The following is a 22,793-nucleotide window of genomic DNA, read 5'->3' as shown; positions in this document are numbered from 1 at the left end:
CCGACGCGCGCCGCACCCGAGAAAGGACTCCGATGACAGAGCTGTCGCCCGCCGCGACGATCGCGGCCGCCGGCACGACCGGCTTCAAGGCCCCCGGCACCACGCCCGACAAGACACCGCGCGGCTACACACCCGGCCTCGCCGCTGTGAACTTCGGCGTCTACCTCGCACTGCTCACGCCGGTGCTCGTGTCGATGGCGTTCAAGGTGCAGCACATCACCGCGACGCCCGAAGAGGCGACGGCCCAACTCGGCCTGATCATGGGCGTCGGCGCGCTGTTCGCCCTCATCGCGAACCCGCTCGCGGGCCGCCTCTCGGACCGCACGACGTCGCGCTTCGGCATGCGCCGGCCATGGATCCTCGGCGGCACGCTCGTCGGACTCGGCGGGTTCGCCCTCATCGGCGTCGCGAACTCGGTGTGGATCGTCCTCATCGCGTGGTGCCTCGTGCAGGCCTCGATGAACGCGGTCCTCGCTGCGGCGAACGCGACGCTGCCCGACCAGGTGCCGGTCACCGGCCGTGGCAAGGTGTCGGGCATCATCGGCCTGACGACGCCCCTCGGCATCCTCGCGGGCTCGTTCCTGGTGAACTTCCTGTCGGACGACTTCGCGCGCTTCGTCGTGCCGGCCGCCATCGCCACGGTGCTCTCGGTGCTGTTCGTCCTCGTCCTGAAGGACCGCCGCCTCGACGAGAAGCCCGCGCACAGGTTCACGGTGGGCCAGTTCTTCGGCTCGTTCGTCTTCAACCCTCGCAAGCACCCCGACTTCGGCTGGACCTGGCTCACCAAGTTCCTCGTCATGTTCGGCTACGCCGGCATCGCGACCTTCCTGCCCTTCTACCTCACCGAGAAGTTCGGCCTCGACGAGCAGGCTGCGATCTCGACGATCCTCGTCGCCAACCTCGCGTCCATGCTCGCCATGGCGATCTCCGGCCCGCTCGGCGGCGTGCTGTCCGACAAGATCGGCAAGCGCCGCCCGTTCGTCGCGCTCGCGGGCGTCATCATGGTGATCGGGCTCGTGACCCTCGCGTTCGCGCCGAGCGTCGCCGTCGTGCTCGTCGCCCAGGCGATCATCGGCTTCGGCGCCGGCTCGTTCATGTCGGTCGACCTCGCCCTCGCGACCGAGGTGCTGCCGAACCCCGACGACACCGCGAAGGACCTCGGCGTGCTGAATATGGCCAACGCGCTGCCGCAGTCGATCGCCCCCGCCATCGCGCCCGGCATCATCGCGATCGGCGCGACCACTGCGCTCGGCGGCTACACCACGTATTACCTCTTCGGCGCGCTCGTCGCCCTCGCCGGCGCCGTGCTCGTCTACCGCATCAAGGGAGTGAAGTGATGACCGACGCCACCACGACGGATGCCGCGACCCCGGCCGCCGCACATCGCCCGTGGCTCGACGCGAGCCTGTCCGTCGCGGAGCGCGTCGAGCTGCTGCTCGCTGAGATGACGCTGGAAGAGAAGGCCGGCCTCCTCTTCCAGACCATGATCACGATGGGCGAGGACGGCGAGCTCGCCGAGGCCGACCCGGTGTTCGGGCTGCCGTCGAACCGCGCGTACGTGCTCGAGAAGGGCATGACGCATTTCAACCTTCTCGGCGTCGCACCCACGGCGGGCGCGATCGCCCGCTGGCACAACAAGCTGCAGGAGCTCGCGGCATCCACCCGTCTCGGCATCCCCGTGACGATCTCGACCGATCCGCGCCACTCGTTCACCGAGAACCCCGGCGCCGCGATGCTCGCGGGCCCGTTCTCGCAGTGGCCCGACGCGCTGGGCCTCGCCGCGACGCGCGACGCCGCCCTGGTCGAGCGGTTCGGCGACATCGCGCGCCAGGAGTACACCGCGGTCGGCATCCGCGTCGCACTGCATCCGCAGGTCGACCTCGCGACCGAGCCCCGCTGGTCGCGCGCGCTCCAGACCTTCGGTGAGGACGCGGAGCTCTCGGGCGAGCTCGGCGCGGCGTACATCCGCGGGTTCCAGAACGGCGAGTCGTTCGGTCCCGGCGCGGTGTCGGCGATGGTCAAGCACTTCCCCGGCGGCGGCCCGCAGAAGGACGGCGAAGATCCGCACTTCGCCTACGGGCGCGAGCAGGTCTACCCGGGCGGGCAGTTCGAGCTGCACCTGAAGCCGTTCGAGGCGGCCTTCGAGGCGGGCGTCCGCCAGGTCATGCCGTACTACGGCATGCCGGTCGGCACCGAGTATGAGGAGGTCGGCTTCGGCTTCAACAAGTCGGTGCTCACCGGGCTGCTGCGCGAGCGCTACGGCTTCGACGGCATCGTGTGCACCGACTGGGGCCTCGTCAACGACGCCGCGATCTTCGGCCAGCCGTTCCCCGCCCGCGCGTGGGGTGTCGAACACCTGACGCCGGCCGAGCGTGTGCTGAAGATCCTGGATGCCGGCGCCGACCAGTTCGGCGGCGAAGCGTGCCCCGAGCTCGTCGTCGAGCTCGTGGGTGAGGGCCGTATCGCCGAGGACCGCCTGGACGTCTCGGCGCGCCGCCTGCTGCGCGAGAAGTTCCTGCTCGGCCTGTTCGAGAACCCGTTCGTCGACGCTGAGGCCGCCGACGCGATCGTGGGCTCGGCGCAGTTCCGTGCCGAGGGCGATGCGGCACAGCGCGCGTCGATCACCGTCCTGGCGAACCGCGAGGCGGCGCTGCCGTTCGCTCGTGGGGCGAAGCTGTACGTCGAGGGCATCGCCCCCGAGGCGGCCGCGGCGTATGGGGAGGTCGTCGCGTCGCCCGCCGAGGCGGATGTCGCGATCCTGCGCCTGCAGGCGCCGTTCGAGCAGCGCGAGACGATGTTCGAGAACTTCTTCCACGCCGGCTCGCTCGACTTCCCCGCCGACGTGCTCGCGCACATCGCGGAGGTCGCCGCGGCGGTGTCGACGGTTGTCGACGTGTTCCTCGATCGCCCCGCGATCCTCGGCCCCGTCGTCGAGACCGCGCACGCGGTCGTCGGCAACTGGGGTGCGAGCGCCACGGCCCTGCTCGACGTGCTGAGCGGCGCCGCGCCCGCGCAGGGCAAGCTGCCGTTCGACATCCCCTCGTCGATGGCGGCGGTCGAGGCTTCGCGCCCCGACGTGCCGTTCGACACCGCCGAACCGCTGTTCCGCTTCGGGCACGGGCTGTCCCTCTGAACCGCTGAGACGGATGCCGCGTCGCGACCTCGCGGCGCGGCATCCGTCCATGCAGCCGGCGGCTCGACGTGCCGGCGCGACCGGGAAGCCCGCGGACCACGCACCGCGTTGCCGCAGGACGTGCAGCTTCGGCTCACAGCTCCTGGAAGAAGTAGTACGCCCGCTCGTCGGTCTGTGGATCGGAGCCGTGGAAGCCGTGGCGTTCGTAGAAGCGCTGAGCGTCGACGTCGCCCTCGTCGACGTTGATCTCGATCGCCGACACCCCGCCGCGGCGGCAGTCGGCGACCAGGCGCTCCACGATCGCTCCGCCGATGCCGTCGCCGCGCGCCTGCGGCGCGACGTACATCTCGTCGAGCAGTGCCACCGGGCCCGGGTACCAGACGTTGGGGCGCAGCGTCACGAGCGCGATGCCGACCGCGGGCTCCCCTCCCAGCAGCGCGAACGTCTGCGTCCCGGCGAGCAGGCTGCGCAGGCGCTCGGCCAGCACGACCGGTCCCGGTGAGTCGGTGTCGAACTCCGTGTTGAAGTCGTGCAGCAGCCCGGCCACACGGTCGGCGTCGTCGACCGTTGCCCTGCGCACCTCCGGGGTCGCCATGGCTCCACCGTAGAGACCGCCGCGACGCCGCACCAGCGAGCCGAGCGCGGGCTCCGCGCTCGAACTCGTGCGGCGCGTCCTGTGCCTGCCGGTGCGCATCCGCGGCGTGCGGCGCCTCCCCCCATAGGCTGGCGCGTGCGGGCGACGGCGCCCGCGACGGTGCCCGCTGGCGGTGCCGGGGACGGTGCGTCGAGGGAGTGCCGCGTGGCCACGAGCAACATCGAGATCGCACAGCAGGCCGACCTCTGGCCGATCGGGCGGATCGCCGAGGATCTCGGCATCCCCGACGACGAGCTGGAGCCGTACGGCCGCTACAAGGCGAAGGTGTCGCTGCGGCATCTGCGCACTCTGCGCGACAGGCCACGCGGGCGACTCGTGCTGATGACGGCGGTCTCGCCGACGCCCGCCGGTGAGGGCAAGACCACGACGACCGTCGGGCTCGGTGACGCGCTCAGGCGCATCGGCGAACGGGCCATGATCTGCCTGCGCGAGCCTGCGCTCGGGCCGGTGTTCGGCATGAAGGGCGGCGCCGCGGGCGGCGGGTATGCGCAGGTCGTGCCCATGGAAGACATCAACCTGCACTTCACCGGAGACTTCTCGGCGATCGCGATCGCCACGAATCTGCTCGCCGCGCTGATCGACAACCACGTGCACCACGGCAATGCGCTCGGCATCGATGTGCGGCGCGTGACGTGGCGGCGCGTGCTCGACGTCAACGACCGCGCGCTGCGCGACACCGTCATCGGCCTCGGCGGGCCTGGCAACGGCTACCCGCGCGAGGGCGGCTTCGACATCGTCGTGGCCAGCGAGGTGATGGCCATCTTCTGCCTCGCCACCGACCTCGCCGACCTCAAGGAGCGTCTCGGCGAGATCGTCGTCGCCTACACCCGCGACCGGACCCCGGTGCGCGCCCGCGACCTCAGCGCCCACGGTGCGATGGCGGCGGTGCTGCGCGACGCGCTCGCCCCGAACCTCGTGCAGACCCTCGAGCACACGCCGGCGTTCGTGCACGGCGGCCCGTTCGCGAACATCGCCCACGGCTGCAACTCGTACCTCGCCACCGACTCCGCGCTGCGCATGGCCGACTACGTCGTCACCGAGGCCGGATTCGGCGCCGACCTCGGCGCGGAGAAGTTCGTCGACATCCTTTGCCGCACGACCGGCCTCCGGCCCGACGTGGCCGTGGTCGTGGCGACCGTGCGCGCGATGAAGTACCACGGCGGTGTGGCGGTCGCCGATCTGGCGCACGAGAACGTCGCGGCGCTCCACCACGGCACGGCCAACCTGGTGCGGCACCTGACGACGATCCGCGAGACGTGGGGGATCCCGGCGGTCGTCGCGATCAACCATCGCGCGGAGGACACGGATGCCGAGATCGCGGCGCTCGTCGCCGCGTCGGAGGCGGTCGGGGTCACAGCAGTGGTCGCGAAGCACTTCGCCGAGGGCGGCGCGGGCGCGGAGAGCCTTGCGCGCGAGGTCGTACGGCTCTGCGGTCCCCTTCGACAGGATCCGGGACGGGGTGCGGACCAGGAGTCCAGGGGTCTTCGCTTCACCTACCCCGACGACGCGACGCTGTGGCAGAAGATGAGCGCGATCGCGACCCGCATCTACGGGGCCTCGGAGGTGACGGCCTCGACGGCGGTGCGGGCGCAGATCAAGCGGCTGCAGGAGGACGGCTACGGCGGCTACCCGGTGTGCGTCGCGAAGACCCAGTACTCGTTCTCGACCGACCCGAAGCTGCGCGGTGCGCCGACCGGACACGCCGTCGACATCCGCGAGGTGCGCCTCGCCGCCGGCGCGCGGTTCGTGGTGATGGTCTGCGGCGACATCATGACGATGCCCGGACTGCCGGCGGTTCCGGCCGCCAACACGATCGACGTCGACGACGACGGGCGCATCGTCGGGCTCTTCTGACGCCGACGCCGGCGCCCGTGCAGCCCCGCGGGCGTCACGCCGGCGGGAACGTCCGCACGCGGTCGACCCGCAGCACGTGGGGGAGCGCCGCGAGGTCTCGCGTGCCGTCCGCGCGGGGGAACTCGTAGATGTCGAGCATGAGCTGCATCGGGTAGTCGATCGTCTGGGTCACGGTCTTCACCCACCGGTGGTCGATGAAGAAGCGCAACCCGTCCGGCGTCCACTCCACGGCGTAGTCGTGGAAGCCGGCGAGGTCGCCGTCGACGCGGATCTTCTCGAAGTCCGTGTGCAGACGCGGATCGTTCTGAGACTTCACGCCGACGCCGACCCAGCCGCCGTCGTCGTCGATCTCGGATCCGAAGATCTCGGCGATGCAGATCTCGCCGCAATCGTCGGGCCGCTCCTCGAAGCCGATCGGCCAGAAGGCGACCATCGCGTCGGGATGCCGCACGGCGGCCATCCGCACCTCGATCACGCCGTAGCGCGGCAGATGCAGGCGGCGCTCGGGCTGCGCCTCACGGACGACGAGTCCGTCGCGGAAACGATGCTGCCCGATCGAACCGCCCACTGGTCCCGAGTACTGGCCGGTCTGCAGGTGCGACACGCGATTCCCGCCGTCGAACTCCGGCGACCACGCGGGCGTGTCTGCGTCGATGCGCAGCTCGAGTCCTTCCGGAGCGACCGAGTACCGCGCCGCCGCGCGCTCGCGCGCCGACCAGTGCGCGAGGTAGTACGGCCACCACACCTTCTCGTCGAGCACGCCTTCATCGAACCGCTCGTCGAGGTCGGGCCCTCGGGCGTCGAGGTCGAGCGGCGCCATGTCGAGCACCCAGATGTTGAAGGCGAGCTCGCCGCCGCGCCACGGCATGCTCCCCGATCCGCGATGCGCGAATCCGGCGGTGCGGCACAGCGCGTTGGACGAGGGATTGTCGACGCCCGGGTAGGCGACCAGCAGATCTCGCTCGCCCCGGGCGGCGACCAGCCGGATGACGAGCCGCAGCGCTGCGCGGGCGACGCCCCGCCCCTGCCATTCGGGGAAGACGTTCCATCCCGTCTCCCACGCCGGCGTGCCCTCGTGCTCGACCTGCCAGTACCCGATGCCGCCGACGGGCGTGCCGTCGAGCTCGATCCGGTACATCGCGGCTTCGCCCGCCGCCGCGAGGCGCAGGTAGCGCTGCTGCCGCTCCTCGAGCTGACCCGGCGTCTCGGGGCCACCCAGATGGGCCGTCATCTCGGGCGTGTTGGCGCGCTCCAGCAGCGGCAGGTCGGCGGGACCCCACGGTGCGAGCGTCACGGCTGCGTTCATCGCGCCCATTGTGCGCCGTCTCCCCGACACCGCACCACCCGTGCGTGTCCGCGCCACCGGCCGGCCGGCATCCGCAGCTCAGCGATCGGTCACGAGAAGCGTGTTGCCGTCGGGATCCGTCGCGGTGAAGAACAGGCAGCGGTCGGGGTCGCCCAGCATGTCGCCGGGGTGCGCGCCGAGTCGGGCGAGCCGCTCGTGCACCGACGCGAGATCGTCGACACGGAAGTTGCACGTAGCCCACGGCAGTCCGGGCTCGACGCGGATGCCGCTCTTCGGGCCCATCAGCGTCACCTGGCCGTGCGACCCGGCGAGCACGCTCGAGAAGTCGGTCTCCTCGGTGATGCCGAGGCCGAAAGCGTCGGCATACCAGTGCGCCCCCGCACGCGCGTCGCGGACGGGGATGAACGCGGTCGTGATGGCAGTAGGAGGCGTCATGGCGCCGAGCCTACGGCGGTCCACCGTCTGGCACACCGGGGCGATCGCGCCCACCTGTGCGTCTCGCACAACGCCAGGACGACCCGTCTCGCATCCGAGTTGTGGACATCCGCCAGCCGCTTTGAGCCTGGCTTGTGGGAGTCCTACGGTCGAGGTGACCTTCCTTCTGTCCATCGCACCGAAAGGTGATGCACATGGCCGACGCCGCCGTCCGCACCAAGAAGCCCGCCACCAGCAAGCGCACCCCCGCCGGTGGCGCCCCGACAGCACCGCACACGGCGGCCGAGGCATCCGAGCCCCGCATCGACATCGCTGCTGTCACCGACCTCCTCCTCGGCACGTGGGGCGATACCCGCCGCGAGGCCCGAGAGATGATCAAGGACCCCGCCTTCTGGCGCATCGACGGGCAGCCGATGCCCGAGCACCGCGAGCGCGTCCTGACGCAGCTGCACCTGCTGGTCGAGCACGGCGGCTCGCACCGCGCCTTCCCCGAGGAGTACGGCGGCCTGAACGACAACGGCGCGAACCTCGCGGGCTTCCAGGAGCTCGTGCTCGCCGACCCCAGCCTGCAGATCAAGTCGGGTGTGCAGTGGGGGCTCTTCGGGTCGGCGATCTTCCAGCTCGGCACCCAGAAGCACCACGAGGCATGGCTGCCGGGCGTCATCGACGTGAGCCTGCCGGGCGCGTTCGCGATGACCGAGACCGGCCACGGATCGGATGTCGCCGCCATCGGCACGACTGCGACCTACGACGCCGACACCGAGGAGTTCGTGATCCACACGCCGTTCCGCGGCGCGTACAAGGACTACCTCGGCAACGCGGCGCTGCACGGCAAGGCCGCGACCGTGTTCGCGCAGCTCATCACCGGCGGCGTCAACTACGGCGTCCACTGCTTCTTCGTGCCGATCCGCGATGACGAGGGCGACATGCTCCCGGGCATCATCAGCGAGGACGACGGCGTCAAGGGCGGCCTCAGCGGCATCGACAACGGCCGGCTCGCGTTCGACCAGGTGCGGGTGCCGCGCTTCAACCTGCTCGACCGCTACGGCCAGGTCGCCGCGGACGGCTCGTACACGTCCGACATCCCGAGCCCCGGCCGCCGCTTCTTCACGATGCTCGGCGCGCTGGTGCAGGGTCGCGTGTCGCTCGACGGCGCCGCCACCACCGGCACCGCGCTCGCCCTCCACATCGCCCTGACGTACGCGAACCAGCGCCGCCAGTTCGATTCGGGCGCCGGCACCGAAGAGGTCGTGCTGCTGGACTACGGCAAGCACCAGCGGCGCCTGCTGCCCCTCCTTGCGCAGAACTACGCGCAGTTCTTCAGCCACGACGAGCTGCTGAGGAAGTTCGACGGCGTCTTCTCCGGGCGCACCGACACCTCCGAAGAGCGCGAGGATCTCGAGACCCTCGCGGCGGCGCTGAAGCCGCTCAGCACCTGGAACGCGCTCAGCACGATCCAGGAGGCCCGCGAGGCGTGCGGCGGCTCGGGCTTCCTCGCCGAGAACCGCCTGGTCGGTCTGCACCAGGACCTCGACGTCTACGTCACTTTCGAGGGCGACAACAACGTCCTGCTCCAGCTCGTCGGGAAGCGCCTCCTGTCGGACTACGCCAAGCAGTTCAAGGGGGCGGATGCCGCGAAGCTGGCCCGCTTCGCCGTCGGGCAGACCGCCGGCAAGCTGTTCCACGGCGCAGGGCTGCGACAGCTCGGCCAGTCGGTCGCCGACTTCGGCTCCACGGCGCGCTCGGTCGAGCTGGGCCTGCGCGAGGACCAGCAGCACGAACTGCTCGCCGGTCGCGTGCAGCGGATGGTGGCCGATGTCGCGGCGGCGCTGCGCCCGGCGTCCAAGCTGTCGCCGGCAGAGGCCGCGGCGCTGTTCAACAGCCACCAGGCCGAGCTCATCGAGGCGGCCCGCGCCCACGCGGAGCTGCTGCAGTGGGAGGCGTTCACCGACGGGGTCCACCGCGTCTCCGACGAAGGCACCAAGCACGTGCTGACCTGGCTGCGCGATCTGTTCGGGATGCACCTGATCGAGAAGCACCTCGCGTGGTACCTCATCAGTGGGCGGCTGTCGGCGCAGCGCGCGGCATCCGTCTCCCGTTACATCGACCGCCTGTGCGCGCGGCTCCGCCCCCACGCGCAGGACCTGGTCGACGCCTACGGCTTCGCGCCCGAGCACGTGCGGGCGCCCATCGCGTCGGGTGCTGAGCGCGCGCGTCAGGACGAGGCTCGCGAGTACTACCGCGCGCTCGCCGCGTCGGGTGACGCGCCGGTGTCGGAGAAGTCGCTCAAGAAGAAGTGACCGAAGGGCGGCCGATCGCGAAGGTCACGGAACGGTAACGATGCGCGGGAGGGTGTCCGGAATCGGGGGGTTCCGGACATGTCCCTCGTGAAGGCGGCTTCCGAGTCGTCCGGGTCAGGCGGCCCAGCCGCACATCCCGCACTCGCCCGTCGCCGAGACCTCGACGAAGCAGTTCGGGCACATCGCGCGTACACGGTCGGGGATCGTCGGCTTCGAGACGCGGCGCTCGGCCGCAGGGCGCGATGCAGGTCGCCCGGTTCCGCGCGCCGGGGCGAGGGATGCCGCAGCCAGCGGCCGCTGGATCGCCGGGCGGTGCTCCGCGCAGTAGAACCGCACGTAGCCGTCGTGGTTCTTGGGGTGCCGGTGCTTGTATGCCCAGAGCTCGGTGCGCTCGCGCGGTTCGGAGTCCGCGCCGCACGTGAAGCACCGCGTCGGCTCGCCGGGCACGACGTCTGCGACCAGCACGAGAGTGTCGAAGGGGATGGCGTCCCGCCAGTCCGACGAAGCGACGATCTTCATGGCGTTTCCTCCCAGCGCGGGCCGCCAGAGGCCCGACATTCCACGGTAAGCGACGGCGGAGGCATCCGGCGACCGAAGGTGCGACCTCCACATGAAGGTTGAGGGATGCCGTCGCGCGCCCGCACCGCCGCCGACCGCGAGTCGGTGCCCGCGCATAGTCTGACCGGGTGAGCATCGACGTCCGCCTCGGAGCCGACGGCCGCGCGCGCTGCGCGTGGGTCGGCGACGACCTCGAGTACGCCCGCTACCACGATGAGGAGTGGGGCGTACCGCTGCACGGCGACCGGGCTCTCTTCGAGAAGATGAGCCTCGAGGGCTTCCAGGCCGGCCTCTCGTGGATCACGATCCTGCGCAAGCGTCCGCGGTTCCGCGAAGTGTTCGCGGGCTTCGCGCCCGAGGTCGTGGCGGCGTTCGGCGAGGACGACATCGCACGACTGATGACGGATGCCGGCATCATCCGCAATCGCGCCAAGATCGAGGCCACGGTCTCCAACGCGCGGCTCGTGCTCGACCTCGAACCGGGTGAGCTCGACGCGTTCATGTGGTCGTTCGCGCCGGCATCCCACCGTCGCCCGGCGACGTTCGCCGAGGTGCCCGCCACCACTCCCGCATCGGACGCCCTGAGCAAGGCCCTGCGCAGGCGCGGCTTCCGGTTCGTCGGACCGACGACGATGTACGCGCTGATGCAGTCGGCCGGCATGGTCGACGACCACGTCGACGGCTGCTGGCGGGCGTCCACCTAGAAACGGATACTCTATCCGTTTCGGGTGTACGCTGGAGGCATGAGCCCCCGAGCCGATGCCGTTCGCAGCCGTGAGCGCATCCTCGAGGTCGCGCGCCGGCACGACGCACGCTCCCTGCGCCTCAACGACATCGCCCGCGATGCCGGCGTGGGCATCGGCACCGTCTACCGCCACTTCCCGACCGTCCGGGCGCTGATCGAGGCCCTCAGCGTCGATACCCTCGTCCGGCTGGGCGCCGCGGCCGACCGCGCGATCGCCGAGCCCGATGCGCACGCCGCGTTCCGGGGGTTCCTCGAAGACGCGGTCATCCTGCAGCTCCAGGACGGCGGCCTCGAGACCGTGCTCACGGACCTCGCCCTCACCGATCCCGACCTGCACGACGAGTGCTCCGTCGCACGAGGAAAGGTCTTCGCGGGGTACGACGCGGTGCTCTCCCGCGCGCAGCGGGACGGTGTGGTGCGCGACGACCTCTCGGTCGCCCAGTTGCAGCGCCTGATCTGCGGGGTCGAGCACGCCGTGCGTCTCGGCGCTCCCGCCGATCGCGAGCTGCTGCTCGACATCCTGGTCTCGGGCATGCGCCCGGGAACCCTCGACTCACCGGCCGCGACCACGGCCGCGCCGATCCGCCGCAGTGCGGCCACCGGCTGAAAGGACCCCATGGACTACGGACACCCTCTCGAATTCGGCGCCTTCATCACCCCCGCGGCGGCGACCCCCGAGGCCCCGGTGCTGCTGTCGCAGGTGGCCGAGGCGTCCGGGCTCGATCTCGTCACCTTCCAGGACCACCCGTACCAGCCGGCTTTCCTCGACACGTGGACGCTCATGTCGTTCGTCGCGGCGCGCACCGACTCCATCCGGATCGCGCCGAACGTGCTCAACGTGCCGTTGCGCCCGCCGGCGGTCATCGCCCGATCGGCGGCGAGCATCGACCTGCTCTCGGGCGGGCGCTTCGACCTCGCACTCGGGGCCGGCGGGTTCTGGGACGCCATCGAGGCCATGGGAGGCACGCGCCTCACCCCCGGTCAGGCGGTGACGGCCCTCGAAGAGGCGATCGACGTCATCCGGGCGCTCTGGCGCACCGACGAGCGGGGCGGCGTGTTCACCGACGGCCGGTACCACCGGGTGCACGGCGCGAAGCGCGGCCCTCGGCCCGCGCACGACATCCCGATCCATATCGGGGCGTACAAGCCGCGCATGCTGTCGCTGACCGGCCGCAAGGGCGACGGCTGGCTGCCGTCGCTCGGATACATGCAGCCCGGCGACCTCGCGAAGGGCAACGCTGCCATCGATGAAGCCGCGGAGTCCGTCGGCCGCGATCCGCGCGAGATCCGGCGCCTGCTGAACGTCGGCCAGCTCGCCGCCGATCCCCGGGAGTTCGCCGAGCGCCTCGCCCGCCTCGCGCTCGACGACGGCATCGGCACCTTCATTCTCGCCGGTGACGACCCGAACCTGCTGCAGCGCTTCGGCGAGGACGTGGCCCCCGCTGTCCGCGAGCTCGTGGCGGCCGAACGCGGCACCCGCGGTGTCTCGGCGGCGCCGGTGAGGTCGTCGTCGGCGCTCGCCGCCCGGCGCGACGGCATCGCGTACGACGACGTTCCGGCAGGACTCCACGCGATCGAGCCCGGCGACTTCGGCTACGGCGACGTCCGCGCGACCTACATGCGCGGCGGCGCACCGGGCCTCGTGCTGCAGCCGGAATCGGCGGAGCAGGTCGGGCAGGCGATCGGCTTCGCGCGGCGGCATCCCGAGCTGCCGCTCTCGGTGCGCAGCGGCGGGCACGGCATCAGCGGCCGCAGCACGAACGACGGCGGCATCGTGATCGACCTCCGGCGGCTCGACGAGATCGAGGTGCTCGACGCCGGGCGGCGTCTCGTGCGGATCGGACCCGGCGCACGCTGGGCGCAGGTCGCCGCCGTCCTGGGCGAGCATGGCTGGGCGCTGACCTCGGGCGACTACGGCGGCGTGGGGGTCGGCGGTCTCGCCACCGCGGGCGGCATCGGCCTGCTCGCGCGCGAGCACGGTCTCACGATCGACCACCTGCGCGCGGCCGAGGTGGTGCTCGCCGACGGCTCGATCGTGCGGACGGACGCCTCGACCCGCCCCGACCTGTTCTGGGCCGTCCGCGGCGCCGGCGCCAACGTGGGCGTCGTCACCGCCTTCGAGTTCGAGGTCGACGAGGTCGGTCAGGTGGGCTACGCGCAGCTCGCGTTCCAGGTCGACGACGTCGCGGCGTTCCTCGAGGGCTACGGCCGCATCGTGGAGTCGTCGCCCCGCGATCTCACGCTGTTCCTGCTGACCGGCGGCCCGCGACCCGGGCAGCCGCAGGTGGTGCAGCTGTACGGGGTCGTCGACTCCGACGATCCCGACACGATCATCGCCCGCCTGCAGCCGTTCGCCGAGCTCGCCCCGCTCGTGCAGCAGTCGGTGCAGCTCACGACGTACGCGCAGATCATGGGGAATGCCGACCTCGGCCCGCAGCACGGCGCCGGCGAGCCGCACTCGCGGTCCGGCCTCATCGAGCACGTCACACCGGCATTCGCCGCGGCGGCGGCACGGATGCTGCAATCCGGCGCCGTGCCCTTCTTCCAGCTCCGCGCCGTCGGTGGAGCCGTGGCCGACATGGCCGAGGACGCGACCGCGTACGCGCACCGCTCGGCGAACTTCTCGGTGGCCGCGCTCGGATCCCACCCCGACCGCCTCGACGCCCAGTGGCGCGCGCTCGCCGCGCACGTCGAGGGCATGTACCTGAGCTTCGACTCGTCCGAGCGGCCGGAGCGGATCGCCGAGGCGTTCCCGCCCGCGACGCTCGCCCGGCTGCGCGCGATCAAGGCGGCGTACGACCCGGCCTGCGTCTTCCGCGACAACTTCGCGGTCGAGCCCGCCGCCGACGCCGCCGTCTCCGCCCACGCCGCGGAGTCCGACGCAGCCTGACGTCTGCGGAGATCTCGAGGCGTTTCGTCTCGCTTCGCTCGCTCAACGACCGGTTGCTCGGTCCCGGTCGTTGAGCGAGCGGGGGACGAGCGAGACGAAACGCGCCGAACCCGGCGGCGACTCCGGATCGAGCAGGATTCAGGAAGCGCGGTGTCCGCATCGCCGGGCAGACTGTGGGCATGGCAGAGAACCCCCCTTCGCACGTCGCCGATTCGCACGAGGTCATCCGCGTCGTGGGTGCGCGCGAGAACAACCTGAAGAACGTGTCGGTCGAGATCCCGAAGCGCCGGCTCACCGTCTTCACGGGGGTGAGCGGCTCGGGCAAGTCGTCGCTGGTGTTCGGCACCATCGCGAACGAGTCGCAGCGGCTCATCAACGAGACGTATCCGACGTTCGTGCAGCAGTTCATGGGGCAGCTCAGCCGGCCCGACGTCGACGCGCTCGAGAACGTCAGTCCCGCGATCATCGTCGATCAGGAGCGCATGGGCTCGAACGCCCGGTCGACCGTCGGCACCGCGACCGACGCGCACGCGATGCTGCGGCTGCTGTTCAGCCGACTCGGGCAACCGCACGTCGGCTCGCCACAGGCCTTCTCGTTCAACATCCCGTCGGTCTCGGGCGCAGGTGCGGTGACGATGGAGAAGGGCGGCAAGAAGGTCAAGGAGCGCCGCTCGTTCGAGATCACCGGCGGCATGTGCCCGCGCTGCGAGGGCCTGGGTGAGGTGAGCGACGTCGACCTGGACGAGCTGTACGACAAGACCAAGTCGCTCGCCGAGGGTGCGATGACGGTGCCGGGCTACAACGTCGACGGCTGGATGGTGAAGGGGTTCACCGAGTCCGGCTTCGTCGACCCGAACAAGGCGATCCAGGACTACACCGAGCAGGAGCGCGAGGACTTCCTCTATAAGGAGCCGACGAAGGTCAAGATCAACGGCATCAACATGACCTACGAGGGTCTCGTGCCGAAGATCACCAAGTCGTTCCTGCAGAAGGACCGCGACTCGCTGCAGCCGCATGTCCGCGCGTTCGTCGACCGGGCGGTGAAGTTCATGCCGTGCCCCGACTGCGGCGGCTCGCGGCTGAACGAGGGCGCGCGGTCGTCCAAGATCCTGGGGCTCAGCATCGCGGATGCCGCAGCCATGCAGATCACGGATCTCGCGGCGTGGCTCGACACCGTGAACGACCCGTCCGTCGCGCCGCTCATGGCCGGTCTGCGTCAGACGATCGCGTCGTTCATCGACATCGGTCTCGGCTACCTGTCGCTGGACCGATCGTCGGGCACGCTTTCGGGCGGCGAGGCGCAGCGCACCAAGATGATCCGTCACCTCGGGTCGCCGCTGACCGACATCAGCTACGTCTTCGACGAGCCGACCGCCGGTCTGCACCCGCACGACATCGCCCGCATGAACCGGCTGCTCAAGCTGCTGCGCGACAAGGGCAACACCGTGCTCGTGGTGGAGCACAAGCCCGAGGTGATCGAGATCGCCGACCACGTCGTCGACCTGGGGCCGGGTGCAGGGCGCGCGGGCGGCGAGGTGCAGTACGAGGGGGATGTCGCGGGCCTGCGCGCGTCCGGCACCATCACCGGCCGCCACCTCGACGACCGCGCGCGGCTGAAGGCGTCGACCCGGGCGGCGAAGGGCGCGCTCGAGATCCGCGGAGCGACCCAGCACAACCTCAAGAACGTCGACGTGGACGTGCCGCTCGGCATCCTGACTGTCGTGACCGGCGTCGCAGGCTCCGGCAAGTCGTCGCTGATCCACGGTAACGTGCCGGCCCTCGACGACGTCGTCGTCGTCGATCAGTCGCCGATCAAGGGCAACCGGCGCTCGAGTCCCGCCACATACACCGGCATCCTCGACACCGTCCGCTCGGCGTTCGCCAAGGCCAACGGGGTGAAGCCGGCGCTGTTCAGCGCCAACTCCGAGGGTGCCTGCCCGGCCTGCCGCGGGCTCGGCGTGATCATCACCAACCTCGGCTTCACGCAGACCGTCGAGACGCTGTGCGAGCTGTGCGAGGGGTCGGGCTTCAGCGATGAGGTGCTCGAGTACACGCTCGACGGCAAGAACATCGCCGAGGTGCTCGCGATGTCGGCCTCCGACGCGGCGGCGTTCTTCGCAAAGGGCCCGGCGCACACGACGCTCGTGCGCCTGATCGACGTGGGGCTGGGCTACCTGACGCTGGGTCAGGCGCTCAACACGCTGTCGGGCGGTGAGCGTCAGCGCCTCAAGCTCGCGATCTCGATGGCGAAGAAGGGTGCGATCTACGTGCTCGACGAGCCGACGACGGGCCTGCACCTCGCGGACGTCGACAACCTGCTGGCACTCCTCGATCGCCTGGTCGAAGCCGGCAACAGCGTGATCGTGATCGAGCACCACCAGGCGGTGATGGCGCACGCCGACTGGATCATCGACATCGGTCCCGGCGCCGGCCACGACGGCGGCGCGATCGTGTTCGAGGGCACCCCGGCCGACCTCGTCCAGGGCGCCGACACGCTCACCGCGCAGCACCTGCGCGAGTACGTCGGCGCTCCGCAAGGCGTGGCGGCTTCCTGACGCGTCGAGGGGACCGGCCGCCGAGAGACGGTCGATGGGTGTTTGTCCCCATCGATCGGCTCGGGCTCGGTGGATACGATTCGGTCGTTGGCACTACCCGTCTCATCGCACGGATGCGCCGGGTTAGGCTGAACTGATCCCCCTACGTCTTCGGTGAGCGCCGGACGCCCCACGTCCCGTCTCGACGCCACGCAGAGACACGACACCCCGCAGGAGGCCGAGGCTCGATGAGGTCCTCCGCATGGCTGCGCGCTCGTCCGCGCGCGCTCGCATCGGCGGGTGCGGTCACGGCCGCTGCCGTCACGCTCACGACGCTGGCCTTCGTCTACCAGGGCGTTCCCACCACCGAGGTCGACCTCCATGACGGCGGCGTGTGGGTGACGAAGCAGTCGAGCCTCATGGTCGGTCACTTCAACCACGAGTCTCAGGTCCTCGACGGAGGTCTGCGGACGACCAGCGACGACTACGACATCCTCCAGTCGAGCGGCACCGTCCTCCTCGTCGACAACGCCGGCTCCGCGGTCAGCGTGATCGACCCGGGAATGGTCGCGCTCGCGGGCGCGGCGAGCATCCCCGGCGATGCGGAAGTGGCGCTCGGGGCCTCGACCGTCGCGATCCTCGACCGCGCGTCCGGGGATCTGTGGGTGCTACCCGCCGCCAGCGCCGGCGCCTTCCAGATCGAGGGCACGGACCCCGTCGTCAACGTCGGAAAGGGCGCGGATGTCGCCGTCGGCGTCGACGGAGTGGTCCACGCGGTCTCGTCCGACAGCTCCGAACTCGTCACCGTGCGGCTCGCGGCCGACGACACGCCGGAGGAGCCGATCCGCAGCGGGCTCCCGGATCTCGACGACAAGGCGGAATTGTCGGTGACCGCGGTCGGCGACAAGCCGATCGTGCTCGACGCCGCCACCGGCACCGTCATCGCGGACGGCCGCGCGACGGTCGTCGACGGCGGCCGCAACGCCGTCCTGCAGCAGCCCTCCGCGTCGTCGGATGCGGTGTCGCTCTCGACGGCGTCGACGTTCGTGCGCGTGCCGTTCGACGGCTCCGAGCCCACGACGGTGAAGGCCGGCGGCGAGGGGGCGCCGGCCGAGCCGGTGTGGCTCGACGGCTGCGGCTACGCCGCCTGGACCGGCTCGGGCCGCTTCGTGCGCGACTGCGCCGGCGACGGCGACGACCTCGCGGTCGACATCGACGGCATCGAGCCGACGTCGCTCCTGAAGTTCCGCGTCAACCGCGATGTCGTGGTGCTCAACGACATCGTCGGCGGCGCCACGTGGATGGCCGTCGAAGACCTCCAGCGTGTCGACAACTGGGACGAGATCACCCCTCCCGAGGGCGAGACCGAGGACGACGAGCAGACCACCGAGGAGACGACCGAGACGGTCCTCCCGGAGCGCTCCGACATCAACACGCCGCCGGACGCGAACGACGACGACCTCGGTGTCCGTCCGGGCCGCACCACGATCCTTCCGCTCCTGGACAACGACAGCGATCCCGACGGGGATGTGCTGACGACCCGGGTGCTCGACGGGGGGCCGTCCGTCGGCGAGGTGCAGTCGATCGACAACGGCCGTGCGCTGCAGATCGCGGTCCCCGAGGACGCCTCGGGGACGACCTCCTTCAGCTACGAGGTCTCCGACGGCCGCGGCGGCACCGACACCGCGAAGGTGTCGCTCGCGGTGCACGGCTGGGACGTCAACGCGCCGCCGACCCAGAAGCGCGTGACAACCGTGGCGGTCGAGGCCGGCGGCACCATCACCTACAACGTCCTGCCCGACTGGATCGACCCCGACGGCGACGACGTCTTCCTGAGCTCGGTCGCGCCAGCTCAGGGCGACGAGGCCGACTTCACCTCGGACGGACGCATCACCTACCGCGCGGTGGGTGGCACGCAGGGCCGGAAGGATGTCGAGATCTCGGTCTCCGACGGCTCCGATGCGACCGCAGGCACCGTTCGCTTCGACGTGCGACCGGTCGGTTCGATCGACCCGGTCACGAACGCGGACTATGTCGCGGTGCGCGCGGGACAGACTGCCACGGTCTCGCCGCTGGCCAACGATGTCGGCGCGGGGCGCGAACCGCTGCGACTGGCGCGGGTCGACCCGGTTGCAGGGGCCGACACGGTGCCCGACTACGCGAACAAGACCTTCACCTTCCGCTCCGCGACCCCGGGCACCTACTACGTGCAATACCTGGTCGCCGCGGGCGCCGCCGGCGTCCCCGGCATCGTGCGGGTCGACGTGATCCCCGAGGGGGAGACCGACCTGCCCCCAGTCGCGGTGCGCGACGTCGCGCTGCTGCCGAGCGGCGGCGAGGTGCTGGTCAACGTGCTGACCAACGACTCCGATCCGTCCGGCGGCATCCTGGTGGTGCAGTCCGTCACCGTGGAGCCGAACTCCGGCATCGCCGTGGCCGTGCTGAACCACGAGACGCTGCGGATCAGCGATCAGGCGGCGCTGTCCGAGCAGGTGCGCATTTCGTACCGCATCTCCAACGGCTCGCAGTCGGCCGAGGGCGACGTCATCGTCATCCCCATCCCCGCACCCGCGCAGCTGCGTCCGCCCGTCGCGAACGACGACCAGGTCGTGGTGCGTGCGGGCGACGTCGTGACCATCCCGGTGCTCGACAACGACTACCACCCGAACGGCGACGCGATCCATGTCGCCCCGGATCTCGTGCCCCCGCTGGTCGAGCCGGAGGACGGCGAGGTCTTCGTCTCGCAGGACACCGTGCGCTTCCGGGCGTCGGAGAAGCCGGGCACCGTCTATGCGACCTATGAGGTCGTCGACAGCACCGGCCAGAAGGACGCCGGCTACATCACCATCCAGGTGCTCCCCGTGAACGAGGAGACCAATGCCGCTCCCCGACCGCGCGACCTCACCGCTCGCGTGCTCGGCGGCAGCCGTGTGCGCATCGCGGTGCCGCTGGACGGCATCGACGCCGACGGCGACTCGGTCGAGCTGGTCGGCCTGGCATCATCGCCGAGCAAGGGCCGCGTCGTGGAGACCGGCCCGGACTACCTCGTGTACGAGGCGTTCGACGACACCGCCGGGGTGGACGCCTTCACGTACCGCGTGCGCGACCGGCTCGGCGCGGAGGCCACCGCGAGCATCCGGGTCGGCGTCGCGCCGCCCGAGGGTGTCAACCAGGCACCGTATGCCGTCAAGGACTCGGTGCTCATGCGGCCAGGCCGCTCGGTCGCCGTGCCGGTGCTCGCGAACGACTCCGACCCCGACGGCGACAGGTTCGGCATCGTCGAGGACGGCATCATCCTCCCCAGCGGGACGGATGTGAAGGCGAGGGTCGAAGGCAACCGCGTCGTCGTGACCTCTCCGTCGGAGCCGGTCGAGACGTCGCTCCAGTACACGATCCGCGACGCTCGCGGCGCCGAGGCGAAGGCCGTGCTGCAGATCACGGTGGCGGAGGACGTTCCGCTGCAGAAGCCGATCGCGCGCGACGACTACGTGCGCGCCGCCGACGTCGAAGACGGCGTGGTCGATCTCGAGGTGCTCGCCAACGACGAGGATCCGGACGGCACGGTGGACGATCTCGAGCTCAAGGTCGCCGACGCGGAATCGCGAGTGCTGGCCGACGGCAAGGTCCGCGTGACGCTGGGCGACGCCGACCGGCTCGTCACCTATACGATCACCGACCGTGACGGGAACGCGGCATCCGCCTTCATCCACATCCCGGCGCTGTCCTCCTTGCCGCCCACCCTCCTCTCGGCCGAGCCGATCGAGGTCAAGAGCGGCGAGACCGTGGAGCTGGCCCTCGCCGACCACGTCCGGTCCGCTGACGGAGGCAAGGTCATCATCACGGAGGCCGCCAAGGTCACTGCGGCGCACAACGACGGATCGTCGCTGATCAAGGACCAGACCACCCTCGTCTACACCTCGGCCGGCGGGTACTTCGGGGCGGACGCGATCACGTTCGAGGTCACCGACGGCACCGGCCCCGACGATCCCGAGGGCCGCAAGTCGACCCTCACGCTGCCGATCACCGTGCTGCCGCCCGAGAACCAGCAGCCGACGTTCGTCAACGGGCAGATGGATGTCGCACCCGGCGAGGACGCCACGTCGCTCGACCTCGGCGGTCTCACGACCGACCCGGACCCCGAGGACGCGGACCGCCTCGAGTACGAGATCGTCGGCGGGTCGCCCGACGGCATGACCGCGTCGATCCAGGGCGATGAGCTGCGCGTGAGTGCGGCGGCCGAGACCAAGAAGGGCACCGCGGCCACCATCCGCGTGCGCATCGACGACGGCACCACCGAGCCGATCGAGGGCGTGGTCAACGTCCGCGTCATCGCCTCGACCCGCGAGCTCCCGACGGCGAACGACGACATCGTCCCCGAGGCGCATCAGGGCAAGACCGTCACGGTGCCCGTGCTGAGCAACGACGTGAGCCCGTTCCCCGACAAGCCGCTGAAGGTGACGACGGCCATCCTCGAGACCGGTCAGGGCGATGTGGAGGTCGTCGGCGACGAGGTGAAGGTGACGCCCGACGCGAAGTTCTTCGGCACGATGGTCGTGCGCTATCGCGTGCAGGATGCGACGGGCGACCCTGACCGTGAGGTCGAGGGCCGCATCCGGCTCACGGTGCAGGGCAAGCCCGACGCTCCGGGCACGCCGACGGTCTCGAGCGTGCAGGACCGCACGGTGGTGCTGTCGTGGACGCCGCCGGCGAACAACGGCGCTGAGATCGAGCGCTACCTCGTCTCGTCGACCGCCGGGAACTACGAGAAGGAGTGCCTCGCCACCACCTGCACGCTGGACGGCCTGACGAACAACGTGAAGTACAACTTCACCGTGGTGGCCGAGAACCGGGTCGGCCCCTCCGACCCGTCAGCACCCTCCGAGGAGGCGCGTCCCGACGCCCGTCCCGACACGCCCGCGGCGCCGACCCTGGTCTTCGGCGACAAGAGCCTCGCGGTCTCGTGGGTCACCCCGACCACGCCCGGTTCGCCGGTGCAGAAGTACACGCTGGAGATCTCGCCGGCGCCGCCGTCTGGCATCGGTCAGAAGACAGAGATCACCGGCAACTCGCTCACGTGGGACGGCCTGCAGAACGGCGTCGCCTACCAGGTGCGGGTGCAGGCGCACAACCTCGCCCCCGAGCCGTCGAGCTGGAGCCCGTGGTCCGTGAGCGAGATCCCCGCCAAGGCGCCCGAGGCGCCGGCCGCTCCCTCGGTGAACCGGCTCGACCCGGTGGGCGACCAGGCGCAGCTCGAAGTGGTCTGGGGCGCCCCGGTCGACAACGGCGACGCGATCTCGGGCTACGAGCTGCAGGTGATGCAGGGCTCGTCCGTCGTGCGTACGGTCACCGGCATCCCCGGTTCGCAGCTGCGTCAGGCGCTCAATGTGACGACGTCGACGAGCGACTACACGTTCCGTGTGCGCGCCTCGAACAAGGCGGGGTGGAGCGCCTGGGGCGCAGCCTCCGCACCGCGCCGCGCGTTCGGAGTGCCCGGCGTGCCGACGGGCGTGTCGCTGTCGACGCCGAACAACAACAGCGCGGTCGTCGTCGCGTACGGCGCTGCTCCGGGTAACGGTGCGACCGCGACCGAGGTCCAGTACGAGTACTCGCTGAACGGCGGCAACTGGGCAGCCATGCCGGCGAACAACACGATCGGCAGCCTGTCGAACGGCACGACGTACACGATCCGCGTCCGTGCGTACACCTCGATGGACGGCGTCCGCTACACCGGTGAGCCGTCCGCGCAGTCGAACGGCGCCATCCCTTACGGGCCGGTTCGGGCGCCGAACGTATCCGCGAGCGCGAGCGGGACGTCGATCACCTTCAAGTGGTCGCCGCCCGCAACGAACGGCCGCGACATCGTGAAGATGGAGATCGCGATCGAAGGCGTCAGCGGCTGGCACCCGGTCTCGCTCAGCGGCTCGGAGACCCACGGATTCGGCTACAGCGCGAACCGGACGATTCAGGCCAGGGTGACGGATGCCGCAGGCCAGGTCTCGTCGGTGGCATCCGCCTCCGCCACGACCGTCGCGCCGCCGCAGCCGCGAGCGTGGACCAGCCGTGGCTCCAGCGCGGTGGGCATGCCGAACTGCAGCAGCGCAGGCTGCTCCTACTTCGTGTTCAACGTGGAGAACTGGGTGGCAGGCACCTACACCCTGAGCTGCAACGACGCCGAGGGCCGGTGGAGCAGCAACTCGTACTACGTCGGGGCGAACGACAGCGTGCAGCTGAGCTGCTACTCGGGCTACGCCGGGGCGAAGTGGGTGAGCTACAGCGGGCCAGGCGGCTCCGGCGACGCCGAGTCCACCGCCTGGTAGCGGCCGGGCGCACGCCCGATTCCGCCCGGAATTCCGCTGGGCCGATCGATGGGTGTTTGTCCCCAT

General features: G+C 70.7%; 13 protein-coding genes. 9 read left to right on the top strand and 4 right to left on the bottom strand.

Features of this window, described 5'->3' with window-relative positions; all coding sequences use genetic code 11:
* Positions 1 to 32: 32 nt before the first annotated feature.
* Together VIP82_RS05080 and VIP82_RS05075 are read left to right on the top strand one after the other, a co-directional pair.
* Entirely contained in the window at positions 33 to 1,337 is a 1,305-nt protein-coding gene (locus VIP82_RS05080) for an MFS transporter (protein WP_331906297.1), read from the top strand.
* Positions 1,337 to 3,133: a glycoside hydrolase family 3 protein gene (locus VIP82_RS05075; protein WP_331906295.1), complete on the top strand. Its 1,797-nt coding sequence runs from the start codon at positions 1,337 to 1,339 to the stop codon at positions 3,131 to 3,133. Before VIP82_RS05080 ends, VIP82_RS05075 begins: the two co-directional genes overlap by 1 nt.
* Before the next feature lie 133 nt (positions 3,134 to 3,266).
* On the opposite strand, the gene VIP82_RS05070 is transcribed toward VIP82_RS05075, so the two are convergent.
* Positions 3,267 to 3,728 (bottom strand): GNAT family N-acetyltransferase, encoded by a 462-nt coding sequence (locus tag VIP82_RS05070; RefSeq protein WP_331906293.1) that lies wholly within the window; start codon positions 3,726 to 3,728, stop codon positions 3,267 to 3,269.
* 204 nt (positions 3,729 to 3,932) lie between these two features.
* On the opposite strand from VIP82_RS05070, the gene VIP82_RS05065 reads away from it, so the two are divergent.
* Entirely contained in the window at positions 3,933 to 5,642 is a 1,710-nt protein-coding gene (locus VIP82_RS05065) for a formate--tetrahydrofolate ligase (RefSeq protein ID WP_331906291.1), read from the top strand.
* A 34-nt stretch (positions 5,643 to 5,676) separates the two neighbouring features.
* Here the strand turns inward: VIP82_RS05065 and VIP82_RS05060 are convergent, their stop codons facing one another.
* Both VIP82_RS05060 and VIP82_RS05055 read right to left on the bottom strand, forming a co-directional pair.
* Positions 5,677 to 6,948 (bottom strand): GNAT family N-acetyltransferase, encoded by a 1,272-nt coding sequence (locus VIP82_RS05060; protein WP_331906289.1) that lies wholly within the window; start codon positions 6,946 to 6,948, stop codon positions 5,677 to 5,679.
* A gap of 78 nt (positions 6,949 to 7,026) precedes the next feature.
* A complete protein-coding gene (locus VIP82_RS05055; RefSeq protein ID WP_331906287.1) occupies positions 7,027 to 7,383 on the bottom strand; it encodes a VOC family protein in 357 nt (118 codons plus the stop codon).
* Between the two features lie 194 nt (positions 7,384 to 7,577).
* Between VIP82_RS05055 and VIP82_RS05050 the strand changes: the two genes are divergently transcribed.
* The gene (locus VIP82_RS05050) at positions 7,578 to 9,683 is read left to right on the top strand and encodes an acyl-CoA dehydrogenase family protein (RefSeq protein WP_331906285.1); all 2,106 of its coding nucleotides are present in this window, start codon (positions 7,578 to 7,580) and stop codon (positions 9,681 to 9,683) included.
* Between the two features lie 114 nt (positions 9,684 to 9,797).
* Here the strand turns inward: VIP82_RS05050 and VIP82_RS05045 are convergent, their stop codons facing one another.
* Entirely contained in the window at positions 9,798 to 10,202 is a 405-nt protein-coding gene (locus VIP82_RS05045) for a glucose-6-phosphate dehydrogenase (protein ID WP_331906283.1), read from the bottom strand.
* Between the two features lie 173 nt (positions 10,203 to 10,375).
* Between VIP82_RS05045 and VIP82_RS05040 the strand changes: the two genes are divergently transcribed.
* The 5 genes from VIP82_RS05040 (at position 10,376) to VIP82_RS05020 (ending at position 22,727) form a co-directional block, all read left to right on the top strand.
* Positions 10,376 to 10,945: a DNA-3-methyladenine glycosylase I gene (locus VIP82_RS05040; RefSeq protein ID WP_331906321.1), complete on the top strand. Its 570-nt coding sequence runs from the start codon at positions 10,376 to 10,378 to the stop codon at positions 10,943 to 10,945.
* A gap of 39 nt (positions 10,946 to 10,984) precedes the next feature.
* Entirely contained in the window at positions 10,985 to 11,593 is a 609-nt protein-coding gene (locus VIP82_RS05035) for a TetR/AcrR family transcriptional regulator (protein WP_331906281.1), read from the top strand.
* 9 nt (positions 11,594 to 11,602) lie between these two features.
* On the top strand, positions 11,603 to 13,876 hold the full coding sequence (locus VIP82_RS05030) for an LLM class flavin-dependent oxidoreductase (protein WP_331906279.1): 2,274 nt from the start codon (positions 11,603 to 11,605) through the stop codon (positions 13,874 to 13,876).
* Between the two features lie 179 nt (positions 13,877 to 14,055).
* Complete coding sequence (locus VIP82_RS05025) at positions 14,056 to 16,431, top strand: ATP-binding cassette domain-containing protein (protein ID WP_331906277.1); 2,376 nt, start codon at positions 14,056 to 14,058, stop codon at positions 16,429 to 16,431.
* Between the two features lie 227 nt (positions 16,432 to 16,658).
* Positions 16,659 to 22,727: an Ig-like domain-containing protein gene (locus VIP82_RS05020; protein WP_331906275.1), complete on the top strand. Its 6,069-nt coding sequence runs from the start codon at positions 16,659 to 16,661 to the stop codon at positions 22,725 to 22,727.
* Positions 22,728 to 22,793: the final 66 nt, after the last annotated feature.

Origin of the sequence: Microbacterium sp. (assembly GCF_036566905.1) — a bacterium.
Classification (GTDB): Bacteria; Actinomycetota; Actinomycetes; order Actinomycetales; family Microbacteriaceae; genus Microbacterium.
This window is presented reverse-complemented; position numbering and strand designations above follow the sequence as displayed.